The 15,160-nt window shown below is 54.3% G+C and carries 15 protein-coding genes and 1 pseudogene; 11 read left to right on the plus strand and 5 right to left on the minus strand.

Annotation, left to right across the window (positions count from 1 at the left end):
• Window positions 1–335 precede the first annotated feature (335 nt).
• From ACRDD5_RS13310 to speB, 4 genes are all read left to right on the plus strand, one after another.
• On the plus strand, window positions 336–488 hold the full coding sequence (locus ACRDD5_RS13310; RefSeq protein ID WP_418939626.1) for a hypothetical protein: 153 nt from the start codon (window positions 336–338) through the stop codon (window positions 486–488).
• Between the two features lie 87 nt (window positions 489–575).
• The gene (gene yqgB, locus ACRDD5_RS13315) at window positions 576–707 is read left to right on the plus strand and encodes an acid stress response protein YqgB (protein WP_336264866.1); all 132 of its coding nucleotides are present in this window, start codon (window positions 576–578) and stop codon (window positions 705–707) included.
• Window positions 708–715: 8 nt separating this feature from the next.
• The gene (gene speA, locus ACRDD5_RS13320) at window positions 716–2,692 is read left to right on the plus strand and encodes a biosynthetic arginine decarboxylase (protein WP_271284601.1); all 1,977 of its coding nucleotides are present in this window, start codon (window positions 716–718) and stop codon (window positions 2,690–2,692) included.
• Window positions 2,693–2,883: 191 nt separating this feature from the next.
• On the plus strand, window positions 2,884–3,804 hold the full coding sequence (gene speB / locus ACRDD5_RS13325; RefSeq protein ID WP_025757725.1) for an agmatinase: 921 nt from the start codon (window positions 2,884–2,886) through the stop codon (window positions 3,802–3,804).
• Window positions 3,805–3,854: 50 nt separating this feature from the next.
• Here speB and ACRDD5_RS13330 read toward each other — a convergent pair whose 3' ends face one another.
• Window positions 3,855–4,613, minus strand: coding sequence for a M48 family metallopeptidase (locus ACRDD5_RS13330; protein WP_438677026.1), 759 nt, complete (start codon window positions 4,611–4,613; stop codon window positions 3,855–3,857).
• 279 nt (window positions 4,614–4,892) lie between these two features.
• Between ACRDD5_RS13330 and tkt the strand changes: the two genes are divergently transcribed.
• The 7 genes and pseudogenes from tkt to ACRDD5_RS13365 all read left to right on the plus strand — a co-directional run bounded on the left by tkt (window position 4,893) and on the right by ACRDD5_RS13365 (window position 12,549).
• Window positions 4,893–6,884, plus strand: coding sequence for a transketolase (tkt, locus tag ACRDD5_RS13335; protein WP_438677027.1), 1,992 nt, complete (start codon window positions 4,893–4,895; stop codon window positions 6,882–6,884).
• 315 nt (window positions 6,885–7,199) lie between these two features.
• Window positions 7,200–7,642: pseudogene (gene cmtB, locus ACRDD5_RS13340) on the plus strand (PTS mannitol transporter subunit IIA).
• Window positions 7,643–7,669: 27 nt separating this feature from the next.
• On the plus strand, window positions 7,670–9,049 hold the full coding sequence (locus ACRDD5_RS13345; RefSeq protein WP_438677028.1) for a PTS mannitol transporter subunit IICB: 1,380 nt from the start codon (window positions 7,670–7,672) through the stop codon (window positions 9,047–9,049).
• A 22-nt stretch (window positions 9,050–9,071) separates the two neighbouring features.
• Window positions 9,072–10,349, plus strand: coding sequence for a zinc-binding dehydrogenase (locus ACRDD5_RS13350; protein ID WP_438677029.1), 1,278 nt, complete (start codon window positions 9,072–9,074; stop codon window positions 10,347–10,349).
• Entirely contained in the window at window positions 10,346–11,314 is a 969-nt protein-coding gene (glpX, locus tag ACRDD5_RS13355) for a class II fructose-bisphosphatase (RefSeq protein WP_438677030.1), read from the plus strand. The genes ACRDD5_RS13350 and glpX overlap by 4 nt, the downstream gene beginning before the upstream one ends.
• An 18-nt stretch (window positions 11,315–11,332) precedes the next feature.
• Window positions 11,333–11,842, plus strand: a complete 510-nt coding sequence (locus ACRDD5_RS13360) for an MltR family transcriptional regulator (protein ID WP_438677031.1) — start codon at window positions 11,333–11,335, stop codon at window positions 11,840–11,842.
• A complete protein-coding gene (locus tag ACRDD5_RS13365) occupies window positions 11,839–12,549 on the plus strand; it encodes a nucleoside/nucleotide kinase family protein (RefSeq protein WP_438677032.1) in 711 nt (236 codons plus the stop codon). The genes ACRDD5_RS13360 and ACRDD5_RS13365 overlap by 4 nt, the downstream gene beginning before the upstream one ends.
• On the opposite strand, the gene ACRDD5_RS13370 is transcribed toward ACRDD5_RS13365, so the two are convergent.
• From ACRDD5_RS13370 to ACRDD5_RS13385, 4 genes are read right to left on the minus strand one after another with little or no spacing between them, the layout of a single operon-like run.
• The gene (locus tag ACRDD5_RS13370; protein WP_438677033.1) at window positions 12,506–13,189 is read right to left on the minus strand and encodes an ABC transporter ATP-binding protein; all 684 of its coding nucleotides are present in this window, start codon (window positions 13,187–13,189) and stop codon (window positions 12,506–12,508) included. The genes ACRDD5_RS13365 and ACRDD5_RS13370 overlap by 44 nt on opposite strands.
• The gene (locus ACRDD5_RS13375) at window positions 13,183–13,860 is read right to left on the minus strand and encodes an ABC transporter ATP-binding protein (protein ID WP_438677034.1); all 678 of its coding nucleotides are present in this window, start codon (window positions 13,858–13,860) and stop codon (window positions 13,183–13,185) included. Before ACRDD5_RS13375 ends, ACRDD5_RS13370 begins: the two co-directional genes overlap by 7 nt.
• Window positions 13,848–14,555 carry an energy-coupling factor transporter transmembrane component T gene (locus ACRDD5_RS13380; RefSeq protein ID WP_438677035.1) on the minus strand — a complete coding sequence of 236 codons (708 nt, stop codon included), beginning with the start codon at window positions 14,553–14,555 and terminating at the stop codon, window positions 13,848–13,850. The genes ACRDD5_RS13375 and ACRDD5_RS13380 overlap by 13 nt, the downstream gene beginning before the upstream one ends.
• Complete coding sequence (locus tag ACRDD5_RS13385; RefSeq protein WP_438677036.1) at window positions 14,556–15,134, minus strand: ECF transporter S component; 579 nt, start codon at window positions 15,132–15,134, stop codon at window positions 14,556–14,558.
• Window positions 15,135–15,160: the final 26 nt, after the last annotated feature.

Here is a 15,160-nt window from a genome sequence, read left to right on the forward strand (position 1 = left end):
ACGATGACACTGGCAGTCTGAGTGTTAATCAGTATAGATGGATTAACATCTGGACGGCTATTTTAGGTCACTTCTTCGCCCGATTTCCAGCTTTTTTTGAATCCGCTCTCACGGCATTGAAAACCCGGCTGGAAATTTTTCCTGACGGTGCTGGCAATGCTCACATTTATATTTTGCATTTTCCCGGTCATGTCGGTATAAAACGCGGCGCGCGGCTCATACAAAAAGCACACGACGTTACTGCGTGTCGCCACTTCCAGCCGGGTAAAGCAGTGAATTTTTAGCTTTAACTTGTCGCGAGTTTACGTAAGCTTGCGTGGAGGTGAGTCGAGATAATGAACCGTCGTTTTCTGCTTAATTCGTTCTGCCCTTCAGGTCGGAACCTGTTCCCCGCCATTCGCATGTCTAATCTGCAAACCTGCCGATGTTATACCCATCTCGGCGCTTCTCAGGATTCCAGGGCCGGTATTACGCCTTGTGAAGAATGAACAAGGGCGCTCTTGTTAATACAAGAGTTTTCTCGTGGTTTCGCCGGACCTTGTCATACAGAGTTCGGATACGTGTTTTACAATGATATGAATAAGAAACCGGTCGCACGACCCGACTTTCAGCATTCTGTGCTGGATAAGTGGTCGGTTAATGGGTTGTTATCGCAGATTAACGCTGCGATAGTAGTCAACTGTTTTACACTGAATAGTCAGTTTTGAGGTTCGCTATGTCTGACGACATGTCTTCGGTTTCGCCTTCGTCAGCAGGCGAACAGGGTGTACTACGTTCTATGCAGGAGGTTGCGATGAGCTCCCAGGAAGCCAGCAAGATGCTGCGCACTTACAATATTGCCTGGTGGGGCAATAATTATTACGACGTCAACGAACTGGGCCACATCAGCGTTTGCCCTGATCCTGACGTACCGGAAGCGCGCGTCGATCTCGCCAAACTGGTGAAAGCCCGTGAAGCGCAGGGCCAGCGTTTGCCTGCACTGTTCTGCTTCCCGCAGATCCTGCAACATCGCCTGCGTTCGATTAACGCTGCCTTCAAGCGCGCGCGTGAATCCTACGGCTATAACGGCGACTATTTCCTGGTCTATCCGATCAAGGTTAATCAGCACCGTCGCGTCATTGAATCCCTGATTCACTCCGGTGAACCGCTGGGACTGGAAGCCGGTTCCAAAGCGGAACTGATGGCGGTTCTGGCCCATGCGGGCATGACCCGGTCGGTGATCGTCTGTAACGGCTATAAAGACCGTGAATACATTCGTCTGGCGCTGATTGGCGAGAAGATGGGCCACAAGGTCTATCTGGTCATCGAGAAGATGTCTGAAATCGCTATCGTACTGGACGAGGCCGAGCGCCTGAACGTGGTGCCGCGCCTTGGTGTGCGTGCGCGTCTGGCCTCCCAGGGCTCCGGTAAATGGCAGTCCTCTGGCGGTGAAAAATCCAAATTCGGCCTTGCGGCGAATCAGGTTCTGCAGCTGGTCGAAATCATGCGCGAGAAGGGGCGTCTGGACAGCATTCAGCTGCTGCATTTCCACCTCGGCTCACAGATGGCTAACATCCGCGACATCGCCACCGGCGTGCGCGAATCAGCACGCTTCTACGTTGAGCTGCACAAGCTCGGCGTCAACATTCAGTGCTTCGACGTCGGCGGCGGTCTGGGCGTAGACTATGAAGGGACCCGTTCGCAGTCTGACTGCTCGGTGAACTATGGCCTGAACGAATACGCCAACAACATCATCTGGGCGATTGGCGATGCCTGTGAAGAGAACGGTCTGCCGCACCCAACGGTGATCACCGAGTCCGGTCGCGCCGTTACCGCACACCATACCGTGCTGGTGTCGAACATCATCGGCGTTGAGCGCAACGAATATACCGAAGCGACACCGCCTGCTGACGATGCGCCGCGTGCGCTGCAAAGCATGTGGGAAACCTGGCAGGAGATGCATGAGCCGGGCACCCGTCGTTCGCTGCGCGAATGGCTGCACGACAGCCAGATGGATCTGCACGACATTCACATCGGCTACTCTTCCGGTACGTTCAGTCTGCAGGAACGCGCATGGGCAGAGCAGCTGTACCTGAACATGTGCCATGAAGTGCAGAAGCAGCTCGACCCGAGCAACCGTGCGCACCGTCCGATTATCGACGAGCTGCAGGAACGTATGGCGGACAAAATGTACGTCAACTTCTCGCTGTTCCAGTCGATGCCGGATGCCTGGGGTATCGATCAGCTGTTCCCGGTGATGCCGCTGGAAGGGCTGAATCAGATCCCTGAGCGCCGTGCGGTGCTGCTGGATATCACCTGCGATTCTGACGGGGCTATCGATCACTACATTGATGGGGACGGTATCGCGACCACCATGCCAATGCCGGAGTACGACCCGGAGAACCCGCCAATGCTGGGCTTCTTTATGGTTGGTGCGTATCAGGAAATTCTGGGCAATATGCACAACCTGTTCGGTGATACCGAGGCGGTTGACGTGTTTGTCTTCCCTGACGGCAACGTGGAAGTTGAACTCTCTGACGAGGGTGACACCGTGGCGGATATGCTGCAGTACGTTCAGCTCGATCCGAAAAAACTGCTGACCCAGTTCCGCGATCAGGTGAAAAAGACCGATCTGGACGCCGCGTTGCAGCAGCAGTTCCTGGAAGAGTTCGAAGCCGGGCTGTACGGATACACGTATCTGGAAGACGAGTAAGCTTTGATGCCCGGTGGCGCTGCGCTGACCGGGCCTGCGAGTTATACTCACTTGAACCCGTATGAATTAGCGGCGATAATTCGCCGCAACAGCACTATTCGAATCAATCCCTTCCTCGTCGGGCTTAACGACGCGGAAGGGATTTTTTTTCATCTATTTTTAATGCACCGACGTTATAAAGAGGTCAGGACATGAGCACTTTAGGTCATCAGTACGATAACTCTCTGGTATCTAACGCTTTTGGATTTTTACGCCTTCCAATGAACTTCCAGCCGTACGACAGTGATGCGGACTGGGTGATCACCGGCGTGCCGTTTGATATGGCGACCTCCGGTCGCGCCGGTGGCCGCCACGGCCCGGCAGCTATCCGCCAGGTTTCCACTAACCTGGCCTGGGAGCATAACCGCTTCCCGTGGAACTTCGACATGCGCGAGCGCCTGAACGTGGTTGACTGCGGTGACCTGGTGTATGCCTTTGGCGATGCGCGTGAAATGAGTGAAAAGCTGCAGGCCCACGCAGAGAAACTGCTGGCTGCCGGTAAGCGCATGCTCTCTTTCGGCGGTGACCATTTTGTTACGCTGCCACTGCTGCGCGCCCATGCGAAGCACTTCGGTAAAATGGCGCTGGTGCACTTCGATGCCCATACCGACACTTACGCGAACGGCTGCGAATTCGACCACGGCACCATGTTCTTCACCGCACCGAACGAAGGCCTGATCGATCCGAACCACTCCGTGCAGATCGGCATTCGTACCGAGTTTGATAAAGACAACGGTTTTACGGTGCTGGACGCCTGCCAGGTGAACGATCGCGGCGTGGACGACATCATCGCTCAGGTGAAGCAGATTGTCGGCGACATGCCGGTTTATCTGACCTTCGACATCGACTGTCTGGATCCGGCGTTTGCTCCGGGTACCGGCACGCCGGTGATCGGTGGCCTGACTTCCGACCGCGCCATTAAGCTGGTACGCGGTCTGAAAGATCTGAACATCGTCGGTATGGATGTGGTGGAAGTGGCGCCGGCTTACGATCAGTCTGAGATCACTGCGCTGGCTGCAGCGACGCTGGCACTGGAAATGCTGTACATCCAGGCAGCGAAAAAAGGCGAGTAAGTGATGAGGCAGGCCGGGTAGCAGTTAGCGTTGCCCGGCCTGTTTTGACGTTACTTGATGCCGTCTGCGGACATACGATCGCGAATATGCTGCGCACGCTCTGCAGAGGCAGGGTGGTCGTCAAACATTGAGCTTTGACGGCCCGCTTCCTGCTGTGCCAGCTTTTCGAAGCTGGTGGCTAAGCCCGACGGGTTAATGCCGCGTTTGCGCAACAAATCGTAAGAGTAGTCATCGGCCTCAGCCTCCTGACGCTGGGAGAACTGAGAGTTGACCAGTTTTTCGCCCAGATCGCCAAGCTGCGACTGAGACAGGCTCCCGACAATCCCCCCGGCAGAAGCGGCCGCGACGCGAACGGCGTTGGTCCCGAGCGCAACCTGCATGCCTTTCTTCACGTGGCCCAGCGCGACGTGCCCCATTTCATGGCCAATCACCGCTTCGACTTCGTTGTCGGTCATCATATCCATCAGCCCGCTGTAGACGCGGATACAGCCGTTCGCCATTGCAAAGGCGTTAACGTCTTTCGCCATGTAAACCTTATAGTTCACCGGCTGGCCGTTGATGTTGTCGCCCAAAGCAGATGAAATCTTGTTCAGACGTTGAGCGTAAGTGCTGCTCGCCGGGGCGATAGTGGCTTTCCCGTCCATCTCCTTACAGGCTTCATCACTTAACGCTTTGACCTGAGCATCGCTCAAGGTGTAAGCCTGAAAGGCCTCAGCACCGGAGCTCATCAGCCCGCCAGAGTCCATATTTTGACACCCGCTAAGCAGGAGTGTCGTTCCCAGAGCCAGCACAATTGCACGCATTTTCATTATGTTGCTTCCGTACCCGTTAAACTCGATAAATTGCGAACGTTCTCCCTGCCGTCAGGCCGGAGTTTCACTCAGTATAAAGAATATAATCCACCGCGAGCGAGAAGATTGCGCAACGTGCGAGGCTGTTCCAGAGATTTCTTAACCGGCAAAAGAATGGTCCATGTACATGCTTTGTCGCTTGGGTTACATTGTTGGCACTTTTTTCCGGCGTAGCCCAAAACGCGCTGTCGTCAAGCCGAAACGGGTATGGCCATCAACATCCGATCTGGAGTCAAAATGTCCTCACGTAAAGAGCTTGCCAATGCTATTCGTGCGCTGAGCATGGATGCTGTACAAAAAGCCAAATCCGGTCACCCGGGCGCCCCGATGGGCATGGCTGACATCGCCGAAGTCCTGTGGCGTGAATTCCTGAATCACAACCCGCAAAACCCAGCCTGGGCAGACCGTGACCGCTTCGTGCTGTCTAACGGCCACGGCTCAATGCTGATTTACAGCCTGCTGCACCTCACAGGTTATGCCCTGCCAATTGAAGAGCTGAAAAACTTCCGTCAGCTGCACTCCAAAACCCCAGGTCACCCGGAAGTGGGTTACACCGCAGGCGTTGAAACCACCACCGGCCCGCTGGGTCAGGGTATTGCCAACGCAGTGGGTATGGCGATTGCTGAGAAGACGCTGGCGGCGCAGTTCAACCGTCCGGGTCATGACATTGTTGACCACTTCACCTATGCGTTCATGGGCGATGGCTGCATGATGGAAGGCATTTCTCACGAAGTGTGCTCCCTGGCAGGTACCCTGAAGCTGGGCAAACTGGTTGCGTTCTATGACGACAACGGCATCTCCATCGACGGTCACGTTGAAGGCTGGTTCACTGACGATACCGCAGCACGTTTCGAAGCCTACGGCTGGCACGTGGTCCGTGGCGTTGACGGTCATGACGCGGATTCCATCAAACGTGCAGTAGATGAAGCGCGCGCTGTGACGGACAAACCGTCCCTGCTGATGTGCAAAACCATCATCGGTTTCGGTTCCCCGAACAAAGCCGGTACCCACGACTCCCACGGTGCACCGCTGGGCGACGCAGAGATCGAACTGACCCGCGAAGCTCTGGGCTGGAAACACCCTGCATTCGAAATCCCGTCTGAGATTTACGCCCAGTGGGATGCGAAAGAAGCCGGTCAGGCGAAAGAGTCTGCCTGGAACGAGAAATTCGCCGCCTACTCGAAAGCCTTCCCACAGGAAGCGGCTGAATACACCCGTCGTATGAAAGGCGATATGCCATCAGACTTCGACGCAAAAGCGAACGAGTTCATTGCTAAGCTGCAGGCTAATCCGTCTAAGATTGCCAGCCGTAAAGCGTCTCAGAATGCGATCGAAGCCTTCGGTCCCTGGCTGCCAGAATTCCTGGGCGGCTCCGCTGACCTGGCCCCGTCTAACCTGACGATCTGGTCTGGTTCTAAAGCGATCAACGAAGATGCTGCCGGTAACTACATCCATTACGGTGTGCGTGAATTCGGTATGACCGCGATTGCGAACGGTATCACCCTGCACGGTGGTTTCCTGCCGTACACCTCTACCTTCCTGATGTTCGTGGAATATGCCCGTAACGCGGTGCGTATGGCTGCGCTGATGAAACAGCGTCAGGTGATGGTCTATACCCACGACTCCATCGGTCTGGGTGAAGATGGTCCAACTCACCAGCCGGTTGAGCAGGTGGCTTCTCTGCGTGTGACCCCGAACATGTCCACATGGCGTCCATGTGACCAGGTTGAATCCGCCGTCGCGTGGAAATACGGTGTGGAGCGTAAGGACGGCCCAACCGCTCTGATCCTCTCCCGTCAGAACCTGGCGCAGCAGGATCGTACCGACGCGCAACTGGCGAACATCGCGCGCGGGGGTTACGTGCTGAAAGATTGCGACGGTCAGCCGCAGGTGATCTTTATCGCTACCGGTTCTGAAGTTGAACTGGCGGTTGCTGCCTGGGATCAGCTGGCAGGCGAAGGCGTGAAAGCGCGCGTGGTCTCCATGCCGTCTACCGACGCATTCGACAAGCAGGACGCGGCTTACCGTGAATCCGTACTGCCGAAAGCGGTTTCCGCTCGTGTGGCAGTGGAAGCGGGTATCGCTGACTACTGGTTCAAATACGTGGGCCTGAACGGCGCTATCGTCGGCATGACCACCTTCGGTGAGTCTGCTCCGGCTGAGCAGCTGTTCGAAGAGTTCGGCTTCACCGTTGAGAACGTGGTCGCGAAAGCGAAAGAACTGCTGTAATCCGGTTTACGGCATAAGACGGGTCGCTTCGGCGGCCCGTTTTTAATTAAAAGATAATTTATTTTTGTTCTGGCAAGCACTTAATTGATAAGTGCATCACAGATCTTGTATTTGGTAATTTGGTATATTTGTGGGTGGAATCACATTATGCTGGTTGCATTTTTAATAATAACTTTCAACTTATTGTTTTTAATCGTTTTGTAAAACCCCCTCCTTCGCTGTCTCTGTTTTTCCTCTCAATTGATTTAATTTTGCCGCACGAGTATTTTATTTTCACCGATACGTTGTACCCTAAAAATAAAATAAGGATGGCTTATGCGGTTGATTGATTATTTTCCTGAGAAATCCATTTCAATAAAACAGTCGGCAAAAGACTGGCAGGAAGCCGTTGATTATTCCATGGCCTCATTGCTGACGCATCATTTTGTCAATGCCAATTATATTCAGGCTATCAAAGATTCAACTATCAACAATGGTCCTTACTATATTCTTGCGCCTGGTGTGGCGATGCCACACGCGAGACCAGAATGTGGTGCATTAAAAACAGGCATGTCGTGACGCTATTAAAACAGGAAGTCCAGTTTGTCGAAGATGATGAACCTGTAAAATTATTAATTGGTTTGTCAGCGGCAGATGCTGATTCGCATATCGGCGCTATCCAGGCATTAAGCGAATTGTTATGTGAAGAGGAAACACTGGTTGCATTGTTAAATGCCAAATCAGAAAAACAGTTGGCGGATATTCTCGCTCGCACATAATTACTCTCTCCTTAACAGGATATTCTTATGGAACACAAGTCTGCTCGTGCAAAGGTCCAGGCTTTTGGGGGCTTTTTGACTGCAATGGTCATACCCAATATTGGTGCTTTTATTGCGTGGGGTTTAATTACTGCATTGTTTATTCCGACCGGCTGGATGCCTAATGAGCATTTCGCCAAAATTGTCGGGCCGATGATTACCTATTTATTACCGGTAATGATTGGTTCTACCGGCGGGCATCTGGTGGGGGGCAAGCGTGGGGCGGTGATGGGGGGAATTGGCACTATCGGCGTGATTATTGGCGCAGATATCCCGATGTTCCTCGGCTCCATGATCATGGGGCCGCTCGGCGGTCTGGTCATCAAACACATCGATCGCCTGCTGGACAAGCGCATCCCCGCTGGTTTTGAGATGGTGATTAATAATTTCTCGCTCGGCATTGCCGGTATGCTTCTGTGCCTGCTGGGCTTTGAAGTGATTGGACCGGCCGTTCTCATTGCCAACAATTTTGTGAAGGAGTGTATTGAATCGCTGGTACAGGCAGGGTATCTGCCGCTGCTGTCATTGATCAATGAGCCGGCGAAAATACTCTTTCTGAACAACGCTATCGATCAGGGCGTTTACTATCCGCTGGGGATGCAACAAGCCTCCGAGACCGGCAAATCCATTTTCTTTATGGTGGCCTCTAACCCGGGTCCTGGTTTAGGCCTGTTGCTGGGTTTTGCGGTATTTGGCAAAGGGATGGCAAAAAGGTCTGCACCAGGCGCGATGATTATCCACTTCCTGGGCGGGATCCATGAGCTCTACTTCCCCTATGTGCTGATGAAACCGTTAACGCTCATCGCCATGATTGCTGGCGGCATGAGCGGGACATGGGTATTTAATCTGTTAGGTGGCGGGTTGGTTGCGGGTCCAAGCCCGGGGTCTATTTTCGCCTACCTGGCATTGACGCCAAAAGGCTCTTTCCTCGCCACCATTGCAGGTGTGACGGCGGGAACTCTGGTGACCTTTGCTATTACGTCTGTCATCCTGAAAATGGAAAAGAATAGCGAAACCGAAACTGAAGATACCTTTAATGATTCAGCACAAGCCGTAAAGGAAATGAAGCAGGAAGGGAAACTTTCCTTGCGCAGGGTAAAACGCATTGCCTTTGTTTGTGATGCCGGAATGGGCTCCAGTGCAATGGGGGCGACAACATTCCGTAAACGCCTGGAAAAAGCAGGGCATACAATTAATGTTACGCATTATGCTATCGAAAATGTTCCTGATGATGCAGATATTATTGTCACCCATGCCAGCCTGGAAGGGCGCGTTAAACGCGTCAGTGATAAACCTTTAGTATTAATAAAAAACTATATTGGTGACCCACTCCTTGACGATTTGTTTAAACAACTGACCGTTAACTAGCATTCTTGTTTCTGGAGCGAAAATGAAAACGAAAGTTGCTGCAATATATGGCAAGCGGGATGTTCGTATCCGTGAGTTTGAATTGCCTGATATTACTGAAAATGAACTGCTGGTCAGCGTTATTTCCGATAGCGTATGTTTATCCACCTGGAAAGCTGCCGCATTAGGCAGTGAGCATAAACGTGTCCCCGACGATTTAGAAAACCATCCCGTAATTACTGGCCACGAATGTGCCGGGATTATCGTCGAGGTTGGCAAAAATTTGACCGGGAAATATAAAAAAGGGCAGCGCTTTGTTTTACAACCCGCGATGGGATTACCAAGTGGTTATTCGGCTGGATATAGCTACGAATGTTTCGGTGGTAACGCAACATATATGATTATCCCGGAGATCGCCATCAATCTCGGGTGTGTTTTACCCTATCACGGCTCCTATTTTGCGGCGGCATCGCTGGCGGAACCGATGTGCTGCATCATTGGCGCTTATAATGCCAATTACCATACGACCCCCTATGTTTATGAACACCGGATGGGGGTTAAACCCGGCGGCAATATTGCGCTTTTAGCCTGCGCAGGACCGATGGGGATAGGCGCGATTGATTATGCCATTAATGGTGGACTCCAGCCTGCACGCGTGGTGGTGGTGGATATTGATGAAACACGCCTGGCGCAGGCCAGGACATTGTTGCCCGTTGAGCTGGCGGCACAGAAAGGCATTGAGCTTATCTATGTAAACACATCGGGGATAAGCAGTCCTGCCGCTGAGCTGCGGGCATTAACCAACGATGCCGGATTTGATGATGTCTTTGTCTATGCCGCCGTTCCGGCAGTGATTGAGATGGCTGACGAGCTTCTGGCGGAAGATGGCTGTCTGAACTTCTTTGCCGGGCCAACGGATAACCAATTTAAGGTGCCGTTTAATTTTTACAACGTGCATTACAACAGCACCCATGTGGTGGGAACATCCGGCGGCTCAACGGATGATATGAAAGAGGCGATTGCGCTGAGCGCAACCGGGCAACTTCAGCCGTCATTTATGGTGACCCATATTGGTGGGCTTGATGCAGTACCGGATACCGTTCTTAATTTGCCGGACATTCCCGGTGGCAAAAAGCTGATCTATAACGGCGTGACGATGCCCCTGACGGCAATTAGTGATTTCGCCGAAAAAGGAAAAACCGATCCGTTATTCAGAGAGCTGGCGCATCTGGTTGCGCAGACGCAGGGCATCTGGAACGAGAAGGCGGAACGCTATCTGCTGGCACAATTCGGGGTAGACATCGGGGAGGCGGCGGCATGAAGTCTCTGGCATGGCCGCTATTTAGCGTAACGGAGCAGGCAGCGCTGGCTGCCTGGCCGCAGACCGGGTGCGGTGATAAGAACAAAATCGACGGACTGGCTGTCAGCGCGATGCGCACTGCGTTAAATGAGATTGCTATCCGTGGGCGGATCGTCATCGGTGAAGGGGAGATCGATCATGCACCGATGTTATGGATTGGGGAGGAGGTCGGAAACGGCGCTGGGCCAGAGGTGGACATCGCGGTCGATCCTATTGAAGGCACCCGGATGGTGGCGATGGGGCAAAGCAATGCCCTGGCGGTGATGGCATTTGCTCCACGGGGAAGCCTGCTGCACGCGCCTGATATGTATATGAAAAAACTGGTTGTTAATCGCTCGGCAGTGGGCGCTATTGACCTGGCATTACCTCTGGCAGATAACCTGCGCAATGTGGCGCAGGCGCTGGGTAAGCCTCTTGATCGGCTTCGTATGGTAACGCTGGATAAACCGCGATTGCAGAAGGCCATTGCCGAGGCGACCCAGCTTGGTGTTAAGGTTTTTGCCCTTCCCGATGGCGATGTAGCCGCCAGTGTGCTGACCTGTTTGCAGGAGAATCCTTACGACCTGATGTACACCATTGGCGGCGCGCCGGAAGGGGTGATCTCGGCGTGTGCGGTAAAAGCGCTGGGCGGCGATATGCAGGCGGCACTCATCGATTTTTGCGAAGCGAAAGGGGATAGCGCAGAAAACCGGCTGATCGCTATGCAAGAGCATCAACGCTGTGTGGAGATGGGCGTGGAGGTTAATCGCGTCTACTCACTTGTTGAACTGGTGAGAGGGGAGGACATCCTCTTCAGTGCGACCGGCGTAACGGGGGGCGATCTCGTCAATGGGATCCAACAGGCAGCGAAGGGTGTGCGTACGCAAACTTTACTGATCGGCGGCGCAGATCGAACGTGTAATATAATAGACTCCCTGCATTCCTGATGATTTCTCGAGAAACGAATGACGAAGCTGACAGAAGATGATGTGCTTGAGCAACTGGACGCTCAAAGCAACTTACTCTCATTTATGACCACGGCACATGACATTTTGTCGTTGGGCATTAAGCGTTTTCTGCCGTCGTTGTTTGTCGATAACGATGAAGAGATTTTGGAATATGCAGTGAAGCCGTTACTGGCACAGAGCGGGCCGCTTGACGATATCGACGTTGCTTTACGCCTGATTTATGCGCTGGGGAAAATGGATAAATGGCTCTACGCGGATATCACCCATTTTTCCCAGTTTTATCAGTATCTAAAAGAACAGGATCAGATCCCCGGTTTTGCCGATGAGATTACCTGGGATTTTATCAGCAACGTGAACAGCATTACCCGGAATGCCACCTTATATGGCGCGCTAGAGTCGATGAAATTTGCTGACTTTGCCGCGTGGTCGGAGGTGCGCTTTGCCGGAATGGTGAAGACGGCAATGACGCTGGCGGTAGCGACAATTTATAAGGAATTAACGCCGTGAATATTGGACTGATGGTCAATGGACTGCACGTTGAAGCGTATTATCCGGATGATGAAATAGAGAAGGTTCACAAGCCCATATTGCAAAAGCTGGCTGACATTCATTCTGCTCATCCTGAACGACGCACAATTGTTTTTCTCAGCGCCCCGCCAGGCACAGGAAAGTCCACCCTGACGACCTTCTGGGAATTTCTCTCCCGCCAGGATCCTGACCTGCCGGAGATTCAGACCCTGCCAATGGATGGTTTTCATCACTACAACAGCTGGCTGGATGCGCACAACCTGCGCCCTTATAAAGGTGCGCCGGAAACCTTTGATGTTGAAAAACTTGCGCAAAATCTGCAACAGGTGAAAGAGGGGAAGGGGAGCTGGCCACAGTATGATCGGCAAAAGCACGATCCGGTTGAAGATGCCGTTACGATAACGGCGCCAGTCGTGATTGTGGAAGGAAACTGGTTACTGCGGGATGACGAAAGGTGGAGCGCGTTAACACCGTTCTGCGATTATTCGTTATTCATCTGCGCCCCGGCCAGTGCGCTGCGGACGCGACTGATCGATCGGAAACGGGCGGGAGGCTTATCGCAAGCCGATGCGGAAGCGTCTTATGCACGCACCGACGGCCCGAATGTGCAGCAGGTTTTAGAGAACAGCCTGCCTGCCGACCTTATGCTGGAGATGACACCGGAAGGTGAGTATCGGCTTGTGTGAGCGTTCGGTTGTGTAAGTGCACCACGCGCGCGAAATGACGCTGTGTAAAGGCAGCGTCATGACTGATCGCAACCACGCTGGTTCCTCGCCCACGACAGACCGCCAGCCAGTGTTCAAATACCGCCAGCCAGTGCGTATCAAAATCCCGGCTGGGTTCGTCCAGCAGCATAACCTCCGGCGCCATCGCTTCCAGACTGGCGACCGCCACCATCCGCCGCTGCGCGGTGTGCAGATCCAGCGGATGCGCGTCGGCAACGTCCTCTAACTGGCAGAGCTGCAGTGCGGCCTGGGTACGGCGTGCAATGTCTTCTGCAGGTAACTTTTGCAGCTTCAAACCGAATGCTATTTCTTCGGTGACGTTGCTGTGGAAGATCTGGTTTTCCGCCTCCTGAAACAGCACACCAAAGTGACGAGCGCGCTGACGGTTTTTAAGCCGTGCGATCGGTTCACCTTTGAAGGCCACCGCGCCGGAAGAAGGGGAGAGCAGTCCCGCCATAATGCGCAGCAGCGTGGATTTCCCCGCGCCGTTATCGCCCGTTAACGCCAGCCATTCGCCCGCTCTCAGTTCAAGCGAGATCTCGCGCAGGCAGTCATCAGCCGCGTTCGGCCAGCGATAGGTGACCTGGTCCAGAGTTAACATAGGGGAAATAGCGCTCCGTCGCGCAGCTGCCACGCCTGCTGGCAGTGGTTGATAAAGGGAGAGGGATTGCGCTCGAAAAGCACAATCAGCGAACGGTGCTCTTGCGCCCAGTGTGCCAGCCGTTCCAGCAGCTGGTCGGTGGCCTGCGCCGTCAGTCGACTGAACGCTTCATCGAGGATTAACAGCTCAGGTATCATGGCGAGCGCGCTGGCGATCACCACGCGCTGGGTTTCGCCGCCGGACAGCGTGCCGGGATGGCGATGGCGCAGCGGCAGACAGTCTGTCAGCGTGAGCACGGCATCAATACGGCGCAGGATTTCTGCCTCGTCCAGGCACAGGTTTTCCGGGCCAAAAGCCACTTCCTCCTCCACGCTGAACGTACAGCCGGAAAGCTGCAGATAGGGCGATTGCTGCACCAGCTGGATGGCGGGGGATTGCTCCACCAGCGTCAACTGGCCGACAGGGTTACCCAGCAGGATGCCTTTGCCCTCAATATCACCGGGAAGAAAATCCGGATACCAGCCGGCCATCAGTTGGGCGAGGGTACTTTTCCCGCTGCCGTTATCGCCAAAAATCGCCACCATCCCCGGTTCGGAATAGTTGAAATCAAAGCAGGAAGGCGTGCGCGTGGCGTGAGTAGGAAGATAGCGAAACTGTTCTAGCGTAACCATATCCAGACCCCTGTCTCCGCGACTATCAGCAGGAGCATGCCGTAGCGCGCCATACGTTGTAAGACGCTGTCCTGTGGTGCCCACAGCGTGGTGCGTCTGCGATGCAGGCGAAAGCCGCGCATATCCAGCGCCGCGCCGCGAACGGCTAAATCGTTCAGTGCATTATGGGTGAGCGGCACAATCAGCGCAGGCATTGCGCGCAGGCGCTGATGCCAGGCTTCATCCAGCGGCACGCCGCGGGCGCGTTGGGCTTCATAAATAATGGCCAGCTGGCGCTTAAGCTGTTCGACCACCAGCAGCGGGCCGGCAAACAGGTAAGCCATCCCCGGCGGCAGGCGCGAGGCGAAGAGCGCCCGGATAAATCGCTGCACCGGCACATACGCCATCCACAGCTGCGACGTCGACACAATCGCCAGAATGCGTAGCCACAGGGTGATGGCATGCGCCCAACGCTGCGGATCGCGAGGCTGGCCGCTGATCCACTCCGTCAGCCAGCCGCCATGCACCAGCCACAGCCCCGTGCCCAGAGAGAGCATCAGCCAGGCAACGTATTTTGCCCGTTGACGCGTCGGTTTCTGCACCAGCAGGCAAAGGAAAGTGGCCGCACTGTAAACCGGCAACAGGGTCTGGGCAGGCAGCAATAATGTGCTGCTTGCGGCCAGCGCCCATAGCGTTAACGACGTAAACGGGTGCATTTAGCGCACTGCTGACATCGTCGGGAACTGGCGAGTAGTGCGCAATGGCAGCTGGCGCAGCAACATCCAGACCAGTACCGCCGTCAGGATCTTATCGACCAGATTGGCGCCCAGCACGGTAATGGCGACAGACTCCACCAGGCCCTGGCCGACGGAATGCATCCAGGCGACAAACAGATCGGCACCGCTGCCGGTTACGCCACCAAAGAGCGCGGTGCGTAACGGCACCGCAACCACCGTGACCGCCAGAGTAATAATGACCCCGCTGACGACCACTTTTGGCAGGGTACGGAACCAGCCCGCGCGCGCCAGCCAACCGGCAACCAGGCCGATCACCATCGCCACTGGCGCAAAGGCGGCGGCAATCGGATCGGTTAACAGTCCCCAGAGCAAATTGGTCAGCAGCCCGGTTAGCATGCCAATCACCGGGCCGAGCAGCACCGCGCTGATTAAGGTGCCGATGGAGTCGAGAAAAATAGGGAGTTTGAGCATGCTAATCAGCTGTCCCCCCACCATATTGATGGCAATAGCGATCACGATCAGAACTAAAGACTGACTGGAAAACGGGCGACGCGCCATTAGAGCACCTCTTATTGTGTTGTCGA

This window comes from Silvania sp. (genome assembly GCF_051656365.1).
Taxonomy (GTDB): Bacteria; Pseudomonadota; Gammaproteobacteria; order Enterobacterales; family Enterobacteriaceae; genus Enterobacter; species Enterobacter hatchlandensis.

Bases quoted from the DNA above. Each gene is read 5' to 3' on its own strand.
- ACRDD5_RS13310 (WP_418939626.1), top strand. From the start codon at position 336: ATGAACCGTCGTTTTCTGCTTAATTCGTTCTGCCCTTCAGGTCGGAAC.
- yqgB (WP_336264866.1), top strand. From the start codon at position 576: ATGAATAAGAAACCGGTCGCACGACCCGACTTTCAGCATTCTGTGCTG.
- speA (WP_271284601.1), top strand. From the start codon at position 716: ATGTCTGACGACATGTCTTCGGTTTCGCCTTCGTCAGCAGGCGAACAG.
- speB (WP_025757725.1), top strand. From the start codon at position 2,884: ATGAGCACTTTAGGTCATCAGTACGATAACTCTCTGGTATCTAACGCT.
- ACRDD5_RS13330 (WP_438677026.1), bottom strand. From the start codon at position 4,613: ATGAAAATGCGTGCAATTGTGCTGGCTCTGGGAACGACACTCCTGCTT.
- tkt (WP_438677027.1), top strand. From the start codon at position 4,893: ATGTCCTCACGTAAAGAGCTTGCCAATGCTATTCGTGCGCTGAGCATG.
- ACRDD5_RS13345 (WP_438677028.1), top strand. From the start codon at position 7,670: ATGGAACACAAGTCTGCTCGTGCAAAGGTCCAGGCTTTTGGGGGCTTT.
- ACRDD5_RS13350 (WP_438677029.1), top strand. From the start codon at position 9,072: ATGAAAACGAAAGTTGCTGCAATATATGGCAAGCGGGATGTTCGTATC.
- glpX (WP_438677030.1), top strand. From the start codon at position 10,346: ATGAAGTCTCTGGCATGGCCGCTATTTAGCGTAACGGAGCAGGCAGCG.
- ACRDD5_RS13360 (WP_438677031.1), top strand. From the start codon at position 11,333: ATGACGAAGCTGACAGAAGATGATGTGCTTGAGCAACTGGACGCTCAA.
- ACRDD5_RS13370 (WP_438677033.1), bottom strand. From the start codon at position 13,189: ATGTTAACTCTGGACCAGGTCACCTATCGCTGGCCGAACGCGGCTGAT.
- ACRDD5_RS13375 (WP_438677034.1), bottom strand. From the start codon at position 13,860: ATGGTTACGCTAGAACAGTTTCGCTATCTTCCTACTCACGCCACGCGC.
- ACRDD5_RS13380 (WP_438677035.1), bottom strand. From the start codon at position 14,555: ATGCACCCGTTTACGTCGTTAACGCTATGGGCGCTGGCCGCAAGCAGC.
- ACRDD5_RS13385 (WP_438677036.1), bottom strand. From the start codon at position 15,134: ATGGCGCGTCGCCCGTTTTCCAGTCAGTCTTTAGTTCTGATCGTGATC.